We start from the raw sequence: 20,215 nt of genomic DNA, 5'->3' as shown, positions 1-20,215 counted from the left end.
CCGGGCCTGACCCGAGTCCCGGCGGACCCCGTCGGGCAGGACACCTCCCAACAGCTGACGGAGAGGTGTCCCATGGCCACATCCGCACCCGCGTCCCCGGGCGCACCGGCTCAGCAGCCATCACTCAAACGGGCCATCAGCCTCAAGCTGATGACTCTCTTCGTGATCGGCGACATCCTCGGCACCGGGATCTACGCCACCACCGGCTTGGTCGCGGGCAGGGTCGGCGGCGCGCTGTGGCTGCCGTTCGTGATCGGTTCCATCGTGGCGATCATGACCGCCGGCTCGTACGCCGAACTGGTCGGCAAATACCCCCGGGCGGCCGGGGCCGCGCTCTACACCCAGAAGGCGTTCAACGTCCCGTTCCTGACGTTCATCATCGCCTTCATGGTGATGTGCTCCGGGCTGTCGTCCGCGAGCGCCGCGGCCCGGGCCTTCAGCGGGGACTACCTCCAGGAGTTCACCGACGCGCTCCCGCCCACGCTCGTCGCGATCCTCTTCATCCTGGCGCTCGCCTCGCTCGCCCTGCGCGGTGTCTCGGAGTCCGTGAAGACCAACGTGGTACTGACCCTCGTCGAGCTCTCCGGCCTGCTGGTGATCCTCGGGATCGGGGCCTGGGCGGTGCTGACCGGTGAGGGGGAGCCGTCGCGGCTGGGCGAGTTCCAGGCGTCCGGTACCGGATACGCGCTGGTGACGAGCGTGCTCGGCGCCACGGCGCTGGGCTTCTTCGCCTTCGTCGGCTTCGAGGACTCGGTGAACATGGCGGAGGAGACGCAGGATCCGGCCCGCACCTTCCCACGCGCGATCTTCACCGGCGTCGTCGTCACCGGCACGATTTATGTACTGGTCGCGCTGGTGTCCTCGCTACTCGTGCACCACCGGACCCTGGAGAGCTCCAGCGGCCCGCTGCTGGAGGTCGTCAAGGCCGGTGGGGTCAGCTTCCCGCCCAAACTCTTCGCGCTGATCGCGCTGTTCGCGGTCACCAACTCCGCGCTGATCAACATCATGATGGCCTCGCGGCTCTGCTACGGCCTGGCCAACGAGCGGATCCTGCCGCGCGCGATGGGCAAGGTGCTGCCGGGCCGCCGTACACCCGTGGCGGGCATCCTCTTCGTCACCGTCCTCGCCGTCGTGCTGGTCTCCACGGGCGAGATCGAGGGGCTCGGCGACACCACCGCATTCCTGCTGCTCTGCGTGTTCGCGGTGGTCAACGTGGCGGTGCTGGTGCTGCGCAAGGACCGTGTGGCGCACAAGCACTTCCGTACGCCGACGATCCTGCCGGTCCTCGGAGCGATCAGCGCCGTCATCCTGGCGAGCCCGCTGGCGGACCGGCCGGCCGATGTGTACATCCGGTCCGGCGTGCTGATCGGCGTCGGCATTGTGCTGTGGGGCGTGAACAAGCTGGTGATCAAGGTGCACGACCAGGCCGTGTCCGATCCCGGCCCCTGAGTGAGCCGATCCGGCCGCGCCCCTGCCCTCAGGTATGGCAAAGTCACCCGGTGGCGAACCGGGCACTGCGGACCCTATCGGACCCCCCGCATGTTCCGATGGAAAATGCCAGAACTTCCCCCGGTAGGCAGCACGGTGCGTAACCTCGCCGTCACGGACATGCGTCCGAGCCGTTCGTACACGCGCTGGAGGGGAGTTCCAGGTGCCCGGAATCGACGAGTGCCTGCTGCACGCCATGCGGCTGCCGGGGGCACGTGGTGCCGCCGTCGTCGACTGGACCAGTGGACTCGCCCTCGGCACCGTGGGCGACGCGGCCGGTGACGACCACGAGACGGCCGCCGCCGAGACCGCCGAGCTGGCCCGGATGGCCGCGGAGCACCCCACGTTCGCGCCCGCCGGCGCCGACAAGGCTCTCGATGTCGAGGATCTGGTGGTCACCACCCGCAGCGCCTACCACCTGCTGCGTTTCGTCGAGACGTCGTTCGACAGCAGCGTGCTGCTGCATCTGTGGCTGGACCGCGACGAGGGCAATCTCGCCCTCGCGCGACTGCGGATGCGCGAACTGACCGATCGGCTGGTGCTGGAGTGAGCGTGTCGCCCATGCTGCTGCGCCTCGCCTCCGAGCGGGCCACCGGCGCACTGTTACGGGACCGGGGCACGCTCTACCTGGTCGACGGCCAGGTGGTGCACGCCGAGAGCCCCGCCGCCCCGGGCCTCGACGTCCTGCTGACGGCGGGCGGCCGACTGCACGCCGACGGCTGGCAGGAGGCGCTGCGCGAGGCAGGGTCGTACGGCAGGGTCGGCCGGTATCTGGTCGAGCGCGGCACGGTCTCCGGCGGCGAGCTGGAGATCTGCCACCTGGGGGCGCTGTACGACGCGGCGTTCTTCGCGCTCTCCCCCAGCCGCGGGCCGAGCAGGTTCCGCTACGGCGTGGCCCACTGGATCGGTCCCGTACGGCCCGTGGCGGCGGAGGCCGTCGAACGGGAGACCCTGCGGCGCCGTGACCTGCTCGCCCGGCTGTGGGCGCACCCGGGGTCGGACACGGCACCCGTGGTGCGTACCGGGATGGTGCCGGGCACCCGGCTCGCCGCCCGGCACCGCGCGGTGCTCGAACTGGCGGACGGGGTCCGCACCCCGGGCGACATCGCCCATGTCCTGGGCCGGCCGGCCTTCCACACCCTGGTCGACGTCCACCGGCTGGCCGCGGCAGGGCTCGTGGAGCCGCCCCGCAGAGCAGCCGCGCCGTTACCGCCGCCCGTTTTCGCCCGAGCGGAAACGTTCCCCGACCCCGATGTTGCTCTGCTCCGCCGGCTCCGTGACGCCCTGGAGGCAACGCTGTGATTCGCGCGCTCCGGCAGCGCGCCGAGAGGAGACAGCTGATGGCCGCGAGTAGCGGAGTCCTCGACGAACTACGCCGGTTGAGGACCCGGTTGCCGCAGCTCACCGGTGCCCTCGCGGCCAGTGTGGACGGCCTCGTCCTGGCCCGGGACACCCCGGACACGGAGGCGGAGAGCGTGGCCGCGCTCACCGCCGCCGCGCTCGGCGTCGCCCAGCGGCTGACCGAGACGACCGGGCAGGGCGGCTTCCGGGAACTGCTCGTCCGGGGCGAGGACGGCTATGTCGCCACCTATGCGGCGGGCTCCTCCGCCGTGCTGACCCTGCTGGCCGAGCCCCGTATCAACGTGGGCCGGCTCCACCTCGAGGCCCGTCGCGCCGGCATCCGGATCGGTGAGCTGGTCGACGCGGCACTCGACCGACCGGAGAACGCCTGATGGCAGCCACCCCCGCGACCCCACCGGCCCGCAAGACCACCCGCACAACAGCAAGAACAACCACCAGACGGAAAGGAACTGCCACTCTCATGGCCAACACCGAAGCCGCGCTCAAGGACATCCTCACCTCGATCGAGGGGGCCATCGGCACCGCGCTCGTCGACTACACCAGCGGCATGGCGCTGGGCACCGTGGGCGGCGGCAAGGACCTCGATCTGACCGTCGCCGCGGCGGGCAACACCGACGTGGTCCGTGCCAAGGTCCGCACGATGGAGCACCTCGGACTCAAGGACGACATCGAGGACATCCTGATCACCCTCGACACCCAGTACCACCTGATCCGGCTGCTCAAGGGGCGTGGCACCAACGGCCTGTTCCTCTACCTGGCCCTGGACAAGCAGCGTGCGAACCTGGCGATGGCACGGCACCAGCTGCGGCAGATCGAGAACACTCTGGAGGTCTGACGACGGCTCAGTGCCGGCGCCGCGCCCCTCCGGGCGCGGCGTCGCCGGCCGCGACGCCGGTGGTACGGAAGCCCGTGGTCCGTGTGCCGGCCGGGCCCTTCGCCACCCTGTCGGCGCCGACCCACAGCAGTGTCTCGTCCGTGCGCTCGCGGCGGCCCAGCAGGACGGCCTTGGCCCACAGCCCGGCGCCCGCGCCGGAGAGCACCGCCCCGCCCGCGAAGGGCACGGCGAACGAACTCCCCACGGCGGCGAGGAAGGCGAGCAGCAGCCACCAGCGATGGGCACGCCGCCACACCCGCAGCGTCACCCGGCGGTCCTGGAGGATGTCATGCCGCCCGGCGCGCGTGGCGCAGCCCGCGAGCCGGGTGTAGCGCCCGCGTCGCACGAGAGCGACGACGAAGGCCGTGACCAGGAACAGCGCGGTCCCGGCGACAGCGCCGGTCCACCGCCCGGTGAGCCCGGGCAGCAGCACGCCGATTGCGGCGGCCGCCGGCCCCAGCCACCACAGGGGCGCCGCCCCCGCCCGCACGATCACGGCCACACGCGCCAGCGCCTGCGTCCCACGCCGGCCCTCGGCGGACTCCCTGCCACGCCGGTTCTCGGCGGACTCCCTGCCACGCCAGCCCTCGGCGGACTCCCTGGCCTGACCGACCCCGAACCTGGCTGCACCCACACCCACCCCGACCGACCCCACCTCCGGCATCAGCCACCAACGCCCCCTGGCCTGACCGACCCCGAACCTGGCTGCACCCACGCTGTGCTCCCTCCACAGAACCCGTGTTCGGCCCGGGAGATCAGCGCCACTTTCTGAGCTCCGTCTGAGAATCGGCCGGACCCGTGGGCATCGCCGCGCGGGTCACTCCACGAACAGTCCGCGGGCCGCCGCACGGGTGTCGAAGTCCTCGAGCCGCGCCTGGGCGTCCGGCAGGTCGTCGCACATGGCCTCCAGGAGCACCCGCCCCAGCAGCATCGGCGCGCACGCCGTGTCGAAGGCGAGGCCGGTGCCGACGGCGGCCGGGATCAGCAGGTCGCTGTGGGCCGCGACCGGGGCGAACGCCGAGTCCGCGACCGTCACCACGCTCAGCCCGGCCGAGCGGGCGTAGGCCAGCGTCTCCACGACCTCCTTGGGATGGCGCGGCAGCGCGAAGCACAGCAGCGTGCTCGCGCCCGCGAGCCGGGCCGCGTCGATACGGTCGGCGAGCATCGAGCCGCCCTCGTCCAGCAGCCGCACATCGGGGTGCACCTTGGATGCGAAGTAGACGAAGCCGCGGGCCTGCGAGGACGCTGCGCGCAGCCCGAGCACGGGCAGCGGGCGGGAGGCGGCGAGCAGCCGACCGGCCCGCTCGACGGGCTCCGGATCCTCCAGGAGCGCCGAGAGGTGCCGCAGGTTCTCGATCTCCGCCTGGACGGCTTGCTGGTACTCGTTGAGCGCGTCCTTGCCGGTGGCCGCCTCCGGCGGGGCGACTTCGCGCAGATGCTTGCGCAGCGCCGGATAGCCGTCGAAGCCGAGGGCGACGGCGAAGCGGGTCACGGACGGCTGGCTGACCCCGGCGAGCTCGGCCAGCTCCACACTGGACAGGAACGGCACATCGGCGGCCCGGCGGACCATGCTGTGCGCGATGCGGCGCTGGGTGGGCGTGAGCCGGTGCCCCTCGAACAGCAGCTGCAGTCTCGCAGCGGGGCTGTCGTTCATGCCGTCCCCCTCGTCGGATCCCGAATTATTCAGTCACCCATGACTCTGCATGACCATATACAGCCACGGCAAGGGGAAGGGAAGGCCACTGCCCGCCCGGGACGGCCGTCAGGACGCGTCCCGGGGCTCCAGGAACTCCAGCCGGTTGCCGAGCTTGTCGAAGGCGTAGAACCGGTCGTGGCCGGGGAAGGCGTCGTCCCGGATCACCTCGTGGCCGCACGTCTCCAGGCGCTCCGCCAGCTCCCGCAGCGAGCGGACGAGGATGCCCGGATGAGCCTTGCGGGCCGGACTGAAGTCCTCCTCGACACCGAGGTGGACCTCCAGGCCGCCGCCGCGGAACCAGCAGCCGCCACGCGCCGCCAACACCGGCGGCTTCTGAAGCTCCGTCATGCCAAGCACATCGCCCCAGAACTGACGGCACAGATCCTCGGCACCGGCCGGGATCGCGAGTTGTACATGGTGCAGGCCGCCGAAGGCGTACGCGGCGGCGGGGCTGGTCACGGCGGTGCGCTCAGCGGTCATGGTGTCTTTGTACAACGGGTTGTGGATCTCTGGCTGCCCCTTGGTGAAAGAGGGGTGCTACCCCCACTGACGCGGCGGCCGGCCCCCCGTAGCGTCGGCGGCATGGAAGCCCGCGACCCTGAGCTCAAGAAGGAGCTCGACGCCACCCTGCACGCCCGCCGCGAGCTGGGCGTGGAGTACGACTCCGCACTCGTCGAATCGTTTCTGGAGAAGGTCGAGCAGCGTCTCGACGGCACGGTCGACCGCCGCGTGCGCCGCCGGCTCGCCGAGCAGCAGATGGCCGAGGCCCGCGGCGGCGCCCGGCCGAAGTCCGCGGAGGCGAACTTCGGCGAGCGCTTCGGCTTCGGCATCATCTCGCTGGTCCTGGCCATCCCGCTGTCGGCGATCGCCGTGGCCAACGCCGACCTGGAGGGCCTGGTCGTCGCCTGGTTCGGCATCGTCGGCGTCAACGCCGTGCACGCGGCACGCGGCTGGCCCTGGCAGCGCAGGCCGCAGCGCGACCAGTCCGACTGGGAGGACTGAGCTCCCCCTACGGCCCGGCGGCCGAGGGAGGTACCCCCAGCGGCCCCGCCTCACGCCTGGCGGGTCGGCAGCACGACGACCTGGCGCAGATTGACGTGCCGGGCCCGGCTGGTGGTGTACGCGATCAGATCAGCGATGTCGTCGGAGCTGAGCAGGCCCACCTCCTGGACCATGGTGTCCAGTTGCCCGCTCAGCTCCGGGTTGTCGATGTGATCGCGCAGCTCCGACCCGGTGAACCCGGGCTCGATGTTGGTGACGCGCACATCGCGCGGGCCGAGCTCACCGCGCAGCGACTGGGAAAGATAGGTGAGCGCCGCCTTGGTCGCGCCGTACACCGCGTAGTTGGGGAAGGTGATGTGCGCGCCGATCGAGGAGATGTTCACCAGGTCGGCCGCCCTGCCGTCGGCCGCCGCGGCCACCAGGTCCCCGGTGAACGCCCTGATGATCCGCAGCGCACCCGTCACATTGGTGTCGATCATCTGCTGCCATTCGTCGATGCGCCCGTCGTCGAGCGGGTTCGGCAGCATCACTCCGGCGTTGTTGACCAGCAGGCCGGCCGGCCCGTACGCGGAGTGGACGCTCGCGACGGCGGCGGACACGGAGGCGTCGTCCGTGACGTCCGCGGTGACCGCGAGCGCAGTGCCGCCCTCGGCGGTGATCTTCTCGGCCAGTTCGCCGAGCCGCTCGGTGCGCCTGGCGAGCAGCGCCACCCGCGCCCCATGGGCGGCGAGCAGCCGGGCGGTTGCGGCGCCGATGCCGCTGGCGGCACCGGTGACGACGGCGGTACGGCCGGCGAGGCTGTCGTAGGTCATGTCGTGTGCTCCTGTGTACGCGTCCGGTGCGGACGCCCGGTGGTGGACAGGCACCACTGTCCGCGCGGGGCCGGGCGCTACCCAGGGCAGCGCTTTTCCTGGGTCTGCCAGTACCAGGCTCGGCGGCGGCCGCCCGGCTAGGCTCGAACCATGGACGGCGACATCGGAGACTTCCTGCGCTCACGCCGTGCCCGTATCCGGCCGGAGGACGTCGGTCTCACCCCGTACGGCCGGCGCCGTGTGCCGGGTCTGCGCCGCGAAGAGGTCGCCCAGCTCGCGGGCGTCAGCGTCGACTACTACATTCGCCTCGAGCAGGGGCGCGGGCAGTCCGTGTCGGACGCCGTGCTGGACGCGGTCGCCCGGGTGCTGCGCCTGGACGAGACGGAGCACGCCCATCTGCGCGATGTGGCCCGCCCCAGGAGGACGGGCCCCGATGTGCCGCAGGAGCGGGTACGCCCGGGGATGCGGCTGCTCCTCGACACGATCACCGCCGCGCCCGCGTATGTCTTCGGCCGTCGTCTCGACGTGCTGGCCTGGAACGCGCTCGGCGACGCGCTCATCACCTACTCGCGCATGACCGCCGCAGGCCGCAGCGTTCCCCGCGCGGTGTTCCTCGACCCGGCGACGCGCGAGCTGTACCCGGAGTGGGAGGCGGTGGCGGCGGAGGTGGTCGCCTATCTGCGCCTGTCCGCCGGCCGGCACCCGGACGACCGCCGGCTCACCGCGCTGGTGGGTGAGTTGTCGGTGAAGAGCGAGGAGTTCTGCCGCCTGTGGGCGGACCACCAGGTCAAGGAGAAGACATACGGGGTCAAGCGCATGGTCCACCCGCTGGTCGGCGAACTGACGCTGCCGTACGAAAGCCTTTCCCCGCCGGGCGACCCGGACCAAATGCTGGTGATCTACACCCCGGAGCCGGGTTCCAGGACGGCGGAGCGCCTTGCGCTGCTGGCCAGTTGGACCGCGGCTCCCGTGGGCCGCGAATAGGCCCTGTCCGGGCGATCTTCGAGGATCAGCCTGCGGCGTCGGATGCATGCGGTCTCCCCAGGCCCGCCAGGGCCGAGGCATGGGGTCTCCCCAGGCCCGCCAGGGCCGAGGCATGGGGTCTCCCCAGGCCCGCCAGGGCCGAGGCATGGGGTCTCCCCAGGCCCGCCAGGGCCGAGGCATGGGGTCTCCCCAGGCCCGCCAGGGCCGAGGCATGGGGTCTCCCCAGGCCCGCCAGGGCCGAGGGGACGTATCGCAAGCCTGTAGAGGCACCCGCCCGGTCGGCGGCCGGGGTAGATCGCCCTCGTACTGCGCGCACTTGGGCGACACAGCGAGGTGCCGTAGCCGGGTACCTCCTGGGGGTCCCCCCGGACGGAGTCCTGGGGGAGAAGCTCTGGGGGAGCGCCGCGAGCCCGACAAGATCAGCCCGGACCGGGCCCAGCGCCAAGGGCCCGGCGGACGGAGCGCAAAGAGGTGTGGCGGGGACCGCCGCACCCCCGGCCGGAGCCAGGGGGCGGGACGACGGCGGTCCCCGCGAAGGACACGGACCGGGTCAGGGCCGGGTCTCCGCGTCCGGGGCGTCCGAGAGGTCCGGGAGCCGCTCCGGAAGTCCTGGACGCCGTTGGTGTGCCGGCCGGGATCCCTGCCCGGTCCCCCTGCCGACATCCACCAATGTGCCGGACGCGTGTTAAGCGGGTGCTGCGCGAACGTGTCGCGCGCGTACCGATTACGCGAAACCGCGTCCGGAACACGTCACTTGGCGTCGCCGGCGAGGAACGCAAGCAGGTCCTGGCGGCTCACCACACCCGTCGGCTTGCCCTCGACCAGCACGATCGCCGCGTCCGCCGCGTCGCCCAGCACCGACATCAGGTCGGCGACCGGCTCGCCCGAGCCGACCTGCGGCAGCGGCGACGACATGTGCTTCTCCAGCGGGTCGTGGAGCGAGGCGCGCTGCGTGAAGAGCGCGTCCAGCAGCTCGCGTTCGACCACGGAGCCGATCACCTCGGCGGCCATGACGTCCGGGTGCCCGGCGCCCGGCTTGACGATCGGCATCTGCGAGACGCCGTACTCGCGCAGCACCTCGATGGCCTCGCCGACGGTCTCCTCCGGGTGCATGTGCACCAGGCTGGGCATGTTGCCGCCCTCCTTGTGGCGCAGGACGTCGGCGACGCTGGCGGAGCCGGTCTCCTCGAGGAAGCCGTAGTCGGCCATCCACTCGTCGTTGAAGATCTTGGAGAGGTAGCCGCGGCCGCTGTCGGGGAGCAGCACGACCACGACGTCGTCGGGGCCGAGGCCCTCGGCGACACGCAGCGCCGCGACGACCGCCATCCCGCAGGAGCCGCCGACCAGCAGGCCCTCCTCCTTGGCGAGGCGCCGGGTCATCTGGAAGGAGTCCTTGTCGGACACGGCGACGATCTCGTCGGTCACGTTCGGGTCGTACGCGGTGGGCCAGAAGTCCTCGCCGACGCCCTCGACCAGGTACGGGCGGCCCGAGCCCCCGGAGTACACGGAGCCTTCCGGGTCCGCGCCGATGACCTTGACCTTGCCACCGCTGATCTCCTTCAGATAGTTGCCGGTGCCGGAGATCGTGCCGCCGGTGCCGACACCCGCGACGAAGTGGGTGATGCGGCCGTCCGTCTGCTCCCACAGCTCGGGACCGGTGGTCTCGTAGTGCGAGCGCGGGTTGTTGGGGTTGGAGTACTGGTCGGGCTTCCAGGCTCCGGGCGTCTCGCGCACCAGACGGTCCGAGACGTTGTAGTACGAGTCCGGGTGCTCGGGATCGACGGCCGTCGGGCAGACGACGACCTCGGCACCGTAGGCACGCAGCACATTGATCTTGTCCGTGGACACCTTGTCCGGGCAGACGAAGATGCACTTGTAACCCTTCTGCTGGGCCACGATCGCAAGTCCGACGCCGGTGTTGCCGCTGGTCGGCTCGACGATCGTGCCGCCGGGCAGGAGCGCGCCGCTCTGTTCGGCGGCCTCGATCATGCGCACGGCGATCCGGTCCTTCACCGACCCGCCGGGGTTGAAGTACTCGACCTTGGCGAGCACGGTCGCCTGAATGCCTGCGGTCACGCTGTTCAGCTTCACCAGCGGGGTATTGCCGACGAGACTGATCATCGAGTTGTGGATGCGCACAATGTTCTCCGGGGTCTCCGTAATGGTGTCGCCAGCGTATGCCGGATGGGCGCGGGATTGGGCGACGGCAGCTACGGGGCAGTTAGCTCTTGTACGGCGACGAGGCCGGCGCGGGGCTACGGCCTGCCCGGGGCTGTGAGGAGGTGGCTCGGACAGTGTCGAGGGCGAGGGTGGCCAGGCGCATCGCGGCCGGCGCGGCGTACGGCGGAGGCAGTATCGGCCTGCTCGGTGCGGCGGCCGTGGGTGTGCTGCTGGCGGAGGTCCAGCTGGCCAAACGGTCGGTGGGCGGGGGCACGGCGCCCATCCCCCCGCGGGGCGACGGCCTGTACGGGCTGGCCTTCGGCCGCAGCAATCCGCTGTATCTGGCGGTGCTGGGAGATTCGACGGCGGCGGGCCAGGGTGTGCGCCGGGCGGGACAGACCCCGGGGGCGCTTCTGGCGTCGGGACTCGCCGCGGTCGCCGAGCGGCCGGTCCAGGTGCGCAACATCGCCCTGCCGGGCGCTCAGTCCGACGATCTGGAGCGGCAGGTCACGCTGCTGCTCGCGGACCGTACACGCACTCCCGACATCTGCGTGATCATGATCGGTGCGAACGATGTCACGCACCGGATGCCGCCCACCGTGTCCGTGCGCCATCTGGCTTCGGCGGTGCGCCGGCTGCGCACGGCCGGCGCGGAGGTGGTCGTGGGGACCTGTCCGGACCTCGGCACGATCGAGCCGGTGTACCAGCCGCTGCGCTGGCTGGCCCGCCGGGTGAGCCGCCAGCTGGCGGCGGCCCAGACGATCGTGGTGGTGGAGCAGGGCGGGCGTACGGTCTCGCTCGGCGATCTGCTGGGCCCGGAGTTCGCGGCGAACCCGCGCGAGATGTTCGGTGTGGACAACTACCACCCGTCGGCGGAGGGGTACGCGACGGCGGCGATGGCGATGCTGCCCACGGTGTGCGCCGTGCTCGGGCTGTGGCCGGAGAGCGACGCCCTGGACGTGGACCGCGACGAGGACATGCTGCCGGTCGCCCGTGCCGCGGCCACGGCCGCGGCCGAGGCGGGCACCGAGGTCACGGGCGCCCGAGCACCGTGGGCGCTGCTCAAGCACCGGCGCCGGCGCCGGCTGCCCGCTGCCGAGGCAGCGTCGGAAGCGGCCGCCGAGGCGGCGGTCGAATCCGCCGCCCAGACCATCGTGGAGCCGGATCCGGAGCGAACCCCGGGACCCCTCACACCCAACTGAGCAAGCGCCCGCTTAGAAAAGAGGCCCGCATCACACGGCTCGTACGGTGACCCGCGCGGTACGTACGGGTAACTTCCCTGACAGCCTTGCTCAATCCCCTCCTGGAGCCGTGATGCCCGAAGCTGTGATCGTCTCTGCCGCCCGCTCGCCCATCGGCCGGGCCTTCAAGGGATCTCTGAAGGACCTGCGCCCGGACGACCTCACCGCCACGATCATCCAGGCCGCCCTGGCCAAGGTCCCCGAGCTCGACCCCCGGGACATCGAAGACCTGATGCTCGGCTGCGGCCTCCCCGGCGGCGAGCAGGGCAACAACCTCGGCCGTATCGTCGCCGTGCAGATGGGGATGGACCACCTCCCCGGCTGCACCGTCACCCGCTACTGCTCGTCGTCGCTGCAGACCTCCCGCATGGCGCTGCACGCCATCAAGGCGGGCGAGGGCGACGTCTTCATCTCGGCCGGTGTCGAGACGGTGTCCCGCTTCGTGAAGGGCAACTCCGACAGCCTGCCCGACACGCACAACCCGCTCTTCGCCGAGGCCGAGGCCCGTACGGCCGCCGTTGCCGAGTCCGAGGGCTCCACCTGGCACGACCCGCGCGAGGACGGCGTGGTCCCGGACGCCTACATCGCGATGGGTCAGACCGCCGAGAACCTGGCGCGCCTCAAGGGCGTCACCCGCCGGGACATGGACGAGTTCGGCGTCCGCTCGCAGAACCTCGCCGAGGAAGCCATCAAGAACGGCTTCTGGGAGCGCGAGATCACCCCGGTCACCACCCCGGACGGGACCGTGGTGAGCAAGGACGACGGCCCGCGCGCCGGCGTCACCCTCGAGGGCGTCGAGGGCCTCAAGCCCGTCTTCCGCCCCGACGGCCTGGTCACCGCCGCCAACTGCTGCCCGCTCAACGACGGCGCCGCCGCCCTGGTGATCATGTCCGACACCAAGGCCCGCGAGCTCGGCCTGACCCCGCTGGCCCGGATCGTCTCCACCGGTGTCTCCGGTCTGTCTCCCGAGATCATGGGCCTCGGCCCGGTCGAGGCCTCCAAGCAGGCACTGAAGCGCGCCGGGCTGACCGCCGGCGACATCGACCTGGTCGAGATCAACGAGGCCTTCGCCGCGCAGGTCATCCCCTCCTACCGCGACCTCGGCTTCGACATCGACAAGGTGAACGTCAACGGCGGCGCCATCGCGGTCGGCCACCCCTTCGGCATGACCGGCGCCCGGATCACCGGCACGCTGATCAACAGCCTTCAGTTCCACGACAAGCAGTTCGGCCTCGAGACGATGTGCGTCGGCGGCGGCCAGGGCATGGCCATGGTCATCGAGCGCCTCAGCTGAGCGCGGCCGGCCGAGACCGGACGGACGCCTACCGGCGGGTTGCCGTTCAGCTGGATCTCAGTTCGTGACTGAATCTCCCCCAGGATGTGACCTACCTCCTGGGGGAGAGCCCTTTTTGCAGGTCAGGGCCGTTTCCCGGTTAAACCCCAGGCACAAACTCCTGTCCATTTCGTGACGTAATGCACTGACAGAAGGCGCGGGCGCACCGCAAGCTGAGGTAGGAAGTCCGGGGGATCGATTGAATTCGGGAGTAAGTCAGTGAGCGCCATGTCTCTTGCCCTGCTGGTGACCACGGCTGCCGCCACGGCCGTGGGCGCCGCTGCCCTGCACGCCGCGCGCGGGCTCCGCAAGCAGGTCTCGGCCCTGCGTACCGAGCTCGCCGCGTCGCACGGGCCCGGCCGCATCGCCACCGTCCCCCATGCCCGCACCAGTGATGCCGCCGAGATACGCGCTGCCGTCGCGGACGCGCTCGCCGAGGAGCGCGAGCGCGAGCTGGCCGAGGCGCGAGCCTTCTGGGCCGCGCAGGAGGCCCGCGACGCCGCGGACACCTCCGCACGCTTCGGCGGCGACAGCTCCGCGTCGCTGCTGGGCGGTCTGGCCGGTGCCGCCGACGAGATCCCGCCGTTCTTCGTCCCGCGCCAGGCGGACCTCGCAGGCCTGGAGTCCATGGACCTGGACGCCGTGGAGGCGCTCGACGACATGGCCGACCTGCCCGAGGTGACCGAGTTCGCCGAGGACTCCCCCGAGCTGGCCGCCGCCCGCCGCCGGCACCCCTCGCACCCCGACTTCGTGCCCGTCCAGACGCCGGTGGTCACCGACCACGAGCGCACGGTCGCACGCCTGGAGGAGCTCGCCGAGACCGGCACCGAGCTCGCCGACGTCCGGCCCGGCCCGCTCGGCACCCTGGACGTGTACGTCTTCGCCGACGGCACCACGCTCTGCATGACCCCCGGTCACCGCGAGACCGCCGAACGTCTGGCCGACGCGCTGCGCGCGGGCAGCACCCCGGTGCTGCTGGGCGGCTCGGGCGTCTCCGGCGCGTACTCCCTGACCTTCGCCTGCGGCGACGAGAGCGTCTACATCCTCGCGGACCGCGTGATCGCGTCCCACTGACGCCACCGGAGCTGCACCACCGGTGCGCCCCCGCCGGACCGGCACCACCGCAAAGCCGTACGTACGCCCCCTGTACGCCCCCTCGCACCTCATGTGCCCCCTGGGCGCTCCAGGGCCGTGCGAAAGCGCCTCAGGCCTCTTCAGAGCCGCTCGGGCGCCTTCTGGCCCTCGGCCCCCGGTGGCCCGTCACAGGGCCGCCCGCTCCTCAGCCGCCCGGACCAGCTCCACGGCCTCGTCCAGCCGCGCCACGGCGCCCGGCGGGGCCGCCCGCAACGCTTCGGCCAAATCGCGTCCGGCGACGCTCAACTGGTCCGCTACCGAGAAGAGACCGGCGTCCGGCATGATCCGCGGCTCGCTCCCGGGCTCCTCGATCCGCTGGGCCCTTACGGACAGATCCCTGGCCAGAGCCAGTCCCTCGGCCGCCGCACCACGCTGCAGCCGGCTCTGCGGAGCGGCCCGCAGGCGATCGGCGAAACGGTCCACGGCAGCGGTCAGATCGGTCGTGTCAAGCACGCCGCGACCCTACGCGCCCCGACCACACTGTTGCCAATACGCGAACGCTCAGGCACGGTGGCGTGAAGGAGCACACGCGCAATGCGTCCGGAGGCGCCGATGTCCCAAGTCTTCTCCGAAGAGACCCATCGAAATCTGCTCTCCCGAATCCCCCAATGCACCGGTCGTGAAATCTCCGACTGGCTGCGGACCGTCGAAGAAGGCCCAGCGCTCTTCCGTTTCGAGGAGAAGGTCAGCTGGCTGCGCAGCGAGCACAACCTCGCCTACGGCCACGCGAAAGCGATCATCCATGAGTACGACCTGAGGCGCGCCGCGAGAAAGCTGCTCTAGCGCCCCCTTACCGGAAACAAGGCGGAAGGGCCCGCAGGCACAGCCTGCGGGCCCTTCGGCGTTCCTCGGCGCGCGGTGCGCGCCACGGCGACTAGTCGTCACCGCTGAAGATCGCGACCAGGCGCAGCATCTCCAGGTAGATCCACACCAGCGTCACGGTCAGACCGAAGGCCGCGAGCCAGGCCTCCTGGCGCGGCGCGCCGTAGGCGATGCCGTCCTCGATCTCCTTGAAGTTGAGCGTCAGGAAGAAGCAGCCGATCAGGATCGCCAGGATGCCGACGATGGCTCCGAGCGGGCCCATGCTGCGCAGACCGCCGTCATCGGCGACGCCGAAGACCACCAGCAGGAGGTTCACGGCCATCACGACGATGAAGGCGAGCGCGATGGTCATGCCGATGCGGGCGTACCGGGCCGTGACCCGGATCCAGCGCTGCTTGTACATGAACAGCGTGGCGCCGGTGACCGCCATGGTGCCGAGCACGGCTTGGAACGGCGCGCCGTCCCACCGGGCGTTGAACATCTCGCTGATCACGCCGAGGAAGATGCCCTCGAAGGCCGCGTAGCCGAAGATCAGCGCAGGCACCGGGGTGCGCTTGAAGGACTGGACGATCGCCAGCACGAAGGCCACCAGGGCAGCGCCGATGGCCAGGCCGTAGCTGGTGGGGGACACCGGAAGCAGGGTCCAGGCCAGGACGGCGCCGAGGACCACGGTGCCCAGGGTCATGGCGGTCCGCGAGACGACGTCGTCCATCGTCATCACGTCGGTGCGCGCGGGCGCCGGGGCGCCGTGCTGCGTGCCCGCCGGGGCGTAAGGGTTGGTGGCGTACGGGTTGCCCGCGCCCTGTGCGTAGGGGTTTGTTCCTACGGCGGGGCCCCCGGCCTGCGGCTGCTGCGCGTTGAAGCCCGCGTAGCCGTTGTCGCGGCTGAACCCCCGTCGCGAGAAGACCGGGTTGCTGCTCCTCATCTCACTCCTCCATGGCCACCGTGCGCGGCCTTGGAGCCAAGAGTAATGCGGAAGCAAAGCGAACACCCTAGTGCGCAGGGAGGATCTTTCCGGGATCGTGACCGGCGGGGACGGCCGCCGGCCCGGAAAACGCTCGGACCGGACCACGTCCGGCGGAGCGGCATGCGGTCGCCGGAGCAACCTCCCCGCGCCAGGGCGCGCGCGGGGCTGCAGGTCTCGCACAAAGGTGCCCGGAGCCGGACTTGAACCGGCACGCCCCCGAGGGGCAGCGAGGTTTAAGCTCGCCGTGTCTGCGTTCCACCATCCGGGCGTAAGCGGCTCCGCGCTGGCACCCGAGCCTATCCGGGTAGATCGCTCCGCCATCCGGGCGATGGCCCGATGTTGTCTGATTCTATTGGTGGTTGAGGGTGCGTCAGACCAGGTGGGCGCCCGTCCGCACTCCGCTCGCACGCCCCCGGTCCGCCCCCGCACCCCTGCGGGAATGACGGAAAAGCGCCTCCCTGCCGACCCCCCGCACCCCCATCCCGCGTCGGGGACGCCGTCATACCAAAGGAGTACGGGCACGGTCGGCGGTCCGACTGGAGAGGGCCCCCGGAACGGGCACCGGGGCTGACGATCCGAGGCCACAGGGCCGACACGATGAGGTGGTACCGAAACAGACCGCGACAGGAGCCCTCCTCGTGACCACCATCACCGCTCACCGCGCCACCGCAGTGGCAGCCCGCGCCACGGATCTGTCCAAGGTGTACGGACAGGGCGAGACCCGGGTGGTCGCGCTCGACGGCGTCAGCGTCGACTTCCACCAGGCCGAGTTCACAGCGATCATGGGCCCTTCGGGCTCCGGCAAGTCGACTCTGATGCACTGCGTCGCCGGCCTCGACAGCTTCAGCTCGGGCTCCGTACGCATCGGCGAGACCGAACTCGGCAGCCTCAAGGACAAGCAGCTCACCCAGCTGCGCCGGGACAAGATCGGCTTCATCTTCCAGGCCTTCAACCTGCTGCCGACGCTGACCGCGCAGGAGAACATCACGCTCCCCATGGACATAGCGGGCCGCAAGCCCGACCAGCAGTGGCTGGGGCAGGTCATCGACATGGTGGGCCTGCGGGACCGTCTGAGCCACCGTCCGGCCCAGCTCTCCGGCGGCCAGCAGCAGCGGGTGGCCGTGGCCCGTGCACTCGCGTCCCGTCCCGAGATCATCTTCGGTGACGAGCCGACCGGAAATCTGGACTCCCGCTCCGGCGCCGAGGTGCTGGGCTTCCTGCGCAACTCCGTGCGCGAACTCGGCCAGACCGTGGTGATGGTGACGCACGACCCCGTGGCCGCGTCCTACGCCGACCGGGTGATCTTCCTGGCGGACGGGCGGATCGTCGACGAGATGCTGCGCCCCAGCGCCGACGGCGTCCTCGACCGGATGAAGGACTTCGACGCCAAGGGCCGTACGAGCTGAGGCCCCGGGCCTCCGGCCTTCGGGACGCCCCGGGCCGGGCGGGCGCCGGGAGTCGGGGCGTACTGCCCTGACCACCGCCTGCGCGGCGCTCCCTGTCCGGAGACCGCCGCCCCCGGCCCCTCCCCCAGACCTCTTCACCCATCGTCCGGCCGCAGCGGCCGAGCCCGCCGGGGCTCGCCGCGGCATGCGCCGCACCCACTCCCAGGACACCCATATGTTCCGTACCGCCCTGCGCAATGTGCTCGCGCACAAAGCCAGGCTGCTGATGACCGTGCTCGCCGTGATGCTCGGCGTGGCGTTCGTCTCCGGCACCCTGGTCTTCACCGACACCCTCGGCAACGCCTACCGCAAGCAGTCCGCCAAGAGTTACGACGACGTCGCGGTCGCGGTCACCACGTTCGCCGACCCGAGCAGCAGCCAGAAGGACGCCGGCATCACCACCAGGACCCTGGACAGGATCCGGGCTCTGGACGGAGTCGCCGAGGCCACCGGGCGGGTCTCCGGCTTCGCCGGGGTCGCCGATCAGGACGGCAAGCTCATCGGCAACGGCTGGTCCAACACCGGCGCCAACTTCTCCCCCGGCAAGGACGGCAAGGACGCGGCGTACACCTTCACCACGGGCAACGGGCCGACGCAGGCCGGCCAGATCGCGCTCGACAAGGACTCGGCCGCCAAGGGCGAGTACGGCGTCGGCGACACCGTACGGGTGGCCACCAACGGCCCGGTGAAGGAGTACACCCTCTCCGGTGTCTTCACCACCGAGGACGGCGCGGTCAACGCGGGCGGCAGCCTGGTGCTGTTCGACACCGCCGTCGCCCAGCGGCTGTACCTCCAGCCGGGCTACTTCAAGGACGTCACCATCGCGGCGAAGCCCGGGGCGTCCGACCAGGAGATCCTGGCCGCGGTCGAGCCGCTGCTGCCCGAGGACTCCGAGGCGCAGACCGGCAAGGAGCTCGCCGAGGAACAGGCCCGCAGCATCGAGAACGGCCTGTCCAACCTCAACACGCTGCTGCTCGTGTTCGCTGCCATCGCGCTGTTCGTCGGCGTCTTCCTGATCGCCAACACCTTCACCATGCTGGTCGCCCAGCGCACCAAGGAACTGGCGCTGCTGCGCGCCGTCGGCGCCTCGCGCCGCCAGGTCAAGCGTTCGGTGATCCTCGAGGCGATGGTCGTCGGAGCGATCGCCTCGGTGGTCGGCTTCTTCCTCGGTCTCGGTCTGGCGACCGGGCTGCGGTCCGCGATGAGCGCGTTCGGTGCGAAGGTGCCCGCGGGTCCGCTGATCGTCTCGCCCACTGCGGTGGCCGCCGCGTTCGGCGTCGGTGTGCTGATCACCGTGCTGGCCGCCTGGCTGCCCGCCCGCCGGGCCGCGAAGATCGCCCCGGTGGCGGCCATGGGCAGTGTGCACGCGGTGGCGACCACGAAGTCCCTCGTGGTGCGCAACACCATCGGCTCGGTGATCACCCTCGTCGGCGCTGCCGGCATCCTCGGTGGTGCGGCCGTCGGCAAGGAAACCGGCCGGATGCTCATCGGCGGCGGCGCGTTCCTGGCCCTGATCGGCATCATCGTGCTGATCCCGCTGCTCTCCCGGCCGATGATCGCGCTGGTACGGCCGCTGCTGCACCGGGTGTTCGGGGTGTCCGGCAAGCTGGCCGGGCAGAACGCGGTCCGCAACCCGCGCCGTACCGGCGCCACCGCGTCCGCGCTGGCGATCGGCCTCACCCTGGTCACCGGGATCTCGGTGCTCGGCGCCACGATGGGCCAGGCCGTGGACAGGATGACCACGGACAACATCCGGGCCGACTACATGGTCTCGATGGCCGGCGGCGGCGGGCTCGACATGTCGGCGCTCACCGCGATCCAGGGCGCCAAGGGTGTCGCCGCGGTCTCCCCGCAGCAGTCCACCTCGCTGCAGGTCAAGGACACGTGGCACTCGGCGTCGGCGGTCACCCCCGGCGACGTGGAGAAGGTCTTCGACCTCAAGACGGTCTCCGGCTCGCTCGCGACGCTCGGCAAAGGCCAGATCGCGGTCGACGAGGACACCGCGAAGTCGAACGGGTGGGAGACCGGTGACACCCTGTCGGCGAAGTTCGGCAGCGAGGACAAGGCGAAGACGAAGAAGGTGACGGTCGGCGCCGTCTACCAGGGCAACGAGTTCCTCTCGCCCGTGCTGGTCTCCACCGACCTCGTCGCGCCGTACGAGCCCAAGCCGTACATCCCCGAGATCTGGGTGAAGATGGACGGCGGCGCCGGCGAGGCGACCGAACAGGCGCTGGTGGACGCTCTGGGCGACAACCCGGCGATGAGCATCATGGACCAGCAGGACATCCGGAACATGTTCGGCGGCTTCATCAACACCGCGCTGAACCTCATGTACGGGCTGCTGGCGATGGCCCTGCTGATCGCGGTGCTCGGTGTCATCAACACGCTGGCCATGTCGGTGTTCGAGCGCCAGCAGGAGATCGGCATGCTGCGGGCGATCGGCCTGGACCGCGGCAGGGTCAAGCGGATGATCCGCCTGGAGGCCGTGGTGATCTCGGTCTTCGGCGCGGTGATCGGCATCGGACTCGGCTCGTTCCTCGCCTGGGCGATCGGCGAGACGCTGCGCAAGGACATCCCGGGCTACGTGCTGGTCATGCCGTGGGACCGGATCGGCGTCTTCCTGCTGCTGGCGGGCGTGGTCGGCGTCATGGCGGCGCTGTGGCCGGCGCGCAGTGCGGCGAAGCTGAACATGCTGACGGCGATCAAGACGGAGTAGCCCGGGGGCTCGGGCGGGGCGGGGCCGCTGTGCGGAGCAGCTCCCCACCCCGCCCCTCCCCTGGCGGTCGTGGGAGATACCCCATCCCGTGACTGGGGGCAAGACCCCGGACCCCCACGTCCGCAGGCAATCGCCGGCGAGGCTGGATCTGCCCGGTCGGCAGAGCCAGCCTCGTGGGG

At 71.0% G+C, this 20,215-nt stretch carries 20 protein-coding genes and 1 tRNA gene; 13 read left to right on the top strand and 8 right to left on the bottom strand.

The window, feature by feature from the left end; genetic code table 11:
- Positions 1–72 precede the first annotated feature (72 nt).
- From OHS70_RS22525 to OHS70_RS22505, 5 genes are all read left to right on the top strand, one after another.
- Positions 73–1,449, top strand: coding sequence for an APC family permease (locus OHS70_RS22525; RefSeq protein WP_328399827.1), 1,377 nt, complete (start codon positions 73–75; stop codon positions 1,447–1,449).
- Between the two features lie 202 nt (positions 1,450–1,651).
- Positions 1,652–2,038 carry a hypothetical protein gene (locus OHS70_RS22520; RefSeq protein ID WP_328399825.1) on the top strand — a complete coding sequence of 129 codons (387 nt, stop codon included), beginning with the start codon at positions 1,652–1,654 and terminating at the stop codon, positions 2,036–2,038.
- A gap of 11 nt (positions 2,039–2,049) precedes the next feature.
- Positions 2,050–2,790: a transcriptional regulator gene (locus OHS70_RS22515; RefSeq protein WP_328405830.1), complete on the top strand. Its 741-nt coding sequence runs from the start codon at positions 2,050–2,052 to the stop codon at positions 2,788–2,790.
- Positions 2,791–2,828: 38 nt separating this feature from the next.
- Complete coding sequence (locus tag OHS70_RS22510) at positions 2,829–3,221, top strand: roadblock/LC7 domain-containing protein (RefSeq protein WP_328399824.1); 393 nt, start codon at positions 2,829–2,831, stop codon at positions 3,219–3,221.
- Between the two features lie 89 nt (positions 3,222–3,310).
- A complete protein-coding gene (locus OHS70_RS22505) occupies positions 3,311–3,685 on the top strand; it encodes a hypothetical protein (protein ID WP_328399822.1) in 375 nt (124 codons plus the stop codon).
- Between the two features lie 7 nt (positions 3,686–3,692).
- Here OHS70_RS22505 and OHS70_RS22500 read toward each other — a convergent pair whose 3' ends face one another.
- The 3 genes from OHS70_RS22500 to OHS70_RS22490 form a co-directional block, all read right to left on the bottom strand.
- Positions 3,693–4,235, bottom strand: a complete 543-nt coding sequence (locus OHS70_RS22500; protein WP_328405828.1) for a hypothetical protein — start codon at positions 4,233–4,235, stop codon at positions 3,693–3,695.
- A gap of 306 nt (positions 4,236–4,541) precedes the next feature.
- Positions 4,542–5,378 (bottom strand): MurR/RpiR family transcriptional regulator, encoded by an 837-nt coding sequence (locus tag OHS70_RS22495; RefSeq protein ID WP_328399820.1) that lies wholly within the window; start codon positions 5,376–5,378, stop codon positions 4,542–4,544.
- 108 nt (positions 5,379–5,486) lie between these two features.
- Positions 5,487–5,900, bottom strand: a complete 414-nt coding sequence (locus OHS70_RS22490; protein WP_328399819.1) for a glyoxalase — start codon at positions 5,898–5,900, stop codon at positions 5,487–5,489.
- Positions 5,901–6,002: 102 nt separating this feature from the next.
- Between OHS70_RS22490 and OHS70_RS22485 the strand changes: the two genes are divergently transcribed.
- Entirely contained in the window at positions 6,003–6,422 is a 420-nt protein-coding gene (locus tag OHS70_RS22485) for a hypothetical protein (RefSeq protein ID WP_328399817.1), read from the top strand.
- A 50-nt stretch (positions 6,423–6,472) separates the two neighbouring features.
- On the opposite strand, the gene OHS70_RS22480 is transcribed toward OHS70_RS22485, so the two are convergent.
- Positions 6,473–7,234, bottom strand: a complete 762-nt coding sequence (locus OHS70_RS22480) for an SDR family oxidoreductase (protein ID WP_328399815.1) — start codon at positions 7,232–7,234, stop codon at positions 6,473–6,475.
- 150 nt (positions 7,235–7,384) lie between these two features.
- Between OHS70_RS22480 and OHS70_RS22475 the strand changes: the two genes are divergently transcribed.
- The gene (locus OHS70_RS22475; protein ID WP_328399813.1) at positions 7,385–8,218 is read left to right on the top strand and encodes a helix-turn-helix transcriptional regulator; all 834 of its coding nucleotides are present in this window, start codon (positions 7,385–7,387) and stop codon (positions 8,216–8,218) included.
- Positions 8,219–8,968: 750 nt separating this feature from the next.
- Here OHS70_RS22475 and OHS70_RS22470 read toward each other — a convergent pair.
- Positions 8,969–10,357 carry a cystathionine beta-synthase gene (locus tag OHS70_RS22470; RefSeq protein ID WP_328399811.1) on the bottom strand — a complete coding sequence of 463 codons (1,389 nt, stop codon included), beginning with the start codon at positions 10,355–10,357 and terminating at the stop codon, positions 8,969–8,971.
- A 155-nt stretch (positions 10,358–10,512) separates the two neighbouring features.
- On the opposite strand from OHS70_RS22470, the gene OHS70_RS22465 reads away from it, so the two are divergent.
- From OHS70_RS22465 to OHS70_RS22455, 3 genes are all read left to right on the top strand, one after another.
- Entirely contained in the window at positions 10,513–11,580 is a 1,068-nt protein-coding gene (locus OHS70_RS22465) for an SGNH/GDSL hydrolase family protein (protein ID WP_443062639.1), read from the top strand.
- Between the two features lie 112 nt (positions 11,581–11,692).
- Entirely contained in the window at positions 11,693–12,913 is a 1,221-nt protein-coding gene (locus OHS70_RS22460; protein WP_328399807.1) for an acetyl-CoA C-acetyltransferase, read from the top strand.
- A gap of 267 nt (positions 12,914–13,180) precedes the next feature.
- Positions 13,181–14,026, top strand: a complete 846-nt coding sequence (locus OHS70_RS22455) for a hypothetical protein (RefSeq protein ID WP_328405826.1) — start codon at positions 13,181–13,183, stop codon at positions 14,024–14,026.
- A 186-nt stretch (positions 14,027–14,212) separates the two neighbouring features.
- Here the strand turns inward: OHS70_RS22455 and OHS70_RS22450 are convergent, their stop codons facing one another.
- On the bottom strand, positions 14,213–14,539 hold the full coding sequence (locus OHS70_RS22450; protein ID WP_328399805.1) for a hypothetical protein: 327 nt from the start codon (positions 14,537–14,539) through the stop codon (positions 14,213–14,215).
- 99 nt (positions 14,540–14,638) lie between these two features.
- On the opposite strand from OHS70_RS22450, the gene OHS70_RS22445 reads away from it, so the two are divergent.
- The gene (locus OHS70_RS22445) at positions 14,639–14,869 is read left to right on the top strand and encodes a DUF4287 domain-containing protein (protein ID WP_328399803.1); all 231 of its coding nucleotides are present in this window, start codon (positions 14,639–14,641) and stop codon (positions 14,867–14,869) included.
- A 91-nt stretch (positions 14,870–14,960) separates the two neighbouring features.
- Here the strand turns inward: OHS70_RS22445 and OHS70_RS22440 are convergent, their stop codons facing one another.
- Together OHS70_RS22440 and OHS70_RS22435 are read right to left on the bottom strand one after the other, a co-directional pair.
- Positions 14,961–15,833 carry a Bax inhibitor-1/YccA family protein gene (locus tag OHS70_RS22440; RefSeq protein ID WP_328399801.1) on the bottom strand — a complete coding sequence of 291 codons (873 nt, stop codon included), beginning with the start codon at positions 15,831–15,833 and terminating at the stop codon, positions 14,961–14,963.
- 227 nt (positions 15,834–16,060) lie between these two features.
- A tRNA-Leu gene (locus tag OHS70_RS22435) sits at positions 16,061–16,143 on the bottom strand.
- Between the two features lie 370 nt (positions 16,144–16,513).
- On the opposite strand from OHS70_RS22435, the gene OHS70_RS22430 reads away from it, so the two are divergent.
- Positions 16,514–17,281 (top strand): ABC transporter ATP-binding protein, encoded by a 768-nt coding sequence (locus tag OHS70_RS22430; RefSeq protein WP_328399799.1) that lies wholly within the window; start codon positions 16,514–16,516, stop codon positions 17,279–17,281.
- Between the two features lie 214 nt (positions 17,282–17,495).
- Entirely contained in the window at positions 17,496–20,036 is a 2,541-nt protein-coding gene (locus OHS70_RS22425; RefSeq protein ID WP_328399797.1) for an ABC transporter permease, read from the top strand.
- The last annotated feature ends 179 nt before the right edge of the window (positions 20,037–20,215 follow it).

The sequence above is a fragment of the Streptomyces sp. NBC_00390 genome (genome assembly GCF_036057275.1).
Lineage (GTDB): Bacteria > Actinomycetota > Actinomycetes > Streptomycetales > Streptomycetaceae > Streptomyces.
Note: the sequence above shows the minus strand (reverse complement) of the source record. Positions and strands in the feature narration are given on the sequence as shown.

What these genes read in the sequence shown, in the direction of transcription:
- OHS70_RS22440 (WP_328399801.1), bottom strand. Translation starts at nt 15,833, where the DNA reads ATGAGGAGCAGCAACCCGGTCTTCTCGCGACGGGGGTTCAGCCGCGAC.
- OHS70_RS22475 (WP_328399813.1), top strand. Translation starts at nt 7,385, where the DNA reads ATGGACGGCGACATCGGAGACTTCCTGCGCTCACGCCGTGCCCGTATC.
- OHS70_RS22480 (WP_328399815.1), bottom strand. Translation starts at nt 7,234, where the DNA reads ATGACCTACGACAGCCTCGCCGGCCGTACCGCCGTCGTCACCGGTGCC.
- OHS70_RS22510 (WP_328399824.1), top strand. Translation starts at nt 2,829, where the DNA reads ATGGCCGCGAGTAGCGGAGTCCTCGACGAACTACGCCGGTTGAGGACC.
- OHS70_RS22525 (WP_328399827.1), top strand. Translation starts at nt 73, where the DNA reads ATGGCCACATCCGCACCCGCGTCCCCGGGCGCACCGGCTCAGCAGCCA.
- OHS70_RS22455 (WP_328405826.1), top strand. Translation starts at nt 13,181, where the DNA reads ATGTCTCTTGCCCTGCTGGTGACCACGGCTGCCGCCACGGCCGTGGGC.
- OHS70_RS22425 (WP_328399797.1), top strand. Translation starts at nt 17,496, where the DNA reads ATGTTCCGTACCGCCCTGCGCAATGTGCTCGCGCACAAAGCCAGGCTG.
- OHS70_RS22515 (WP_328405830.1), top strand. Translation starts at nt 2,050, where the DNA reads ATGCTGCTGCGCCTCGCCTCCGAGCGGGCCACCGGCGCACTGTTACGG.
- OHS70_RS22460 (WP_328399807.1), top strand. Translation starts at nt 11,693, where the DNA reads ATGCCCGAAGCTGTGATCGTCTCTGCCGCCCGCTCGCCCATCGGCCGG.
- OHS70_RS22490 (WP_328399819.1), bottom strand. Translation starts at nt 5,900, where the DNA reads ATGACCGCTGAGCGCACCGCCGTGACCAGCCCCGCCGCCGCGTACGCC.
- OHS70_RS22485 (WP_328399817.1), top strand. Translation starts at nt 6,003, where the DNA reads ATGGAAGCCCGCGACCCTGAGCTCAAGAAGGAGCTCGACGCCACCCTG.
- OHS70_RS22505 (WP_328399822.1), top strand. Translation starts at nt 3,311, where the DNA reads ATGGCCAACACCGAAGCCGCGCTCAAGGACATCCTCACCTCGATCGAG.
- OHS70_RS22445 (WP_328399803.1), top strand. Translation starts at nt 14,639, where the DNA reads ATGTCCCAAGTCTTCTCCGAAGAGACCCATCGAAATCTGCTCTCCCGA.
- OHS70_RS22495 (WP_328399820.1), bottom strand. Translation starts at nt 5,378, where the DNA reads ATGAACGACAGCCCCGCTGCGAGACTGCAGCTGCTGTTCGAGGGGCAC.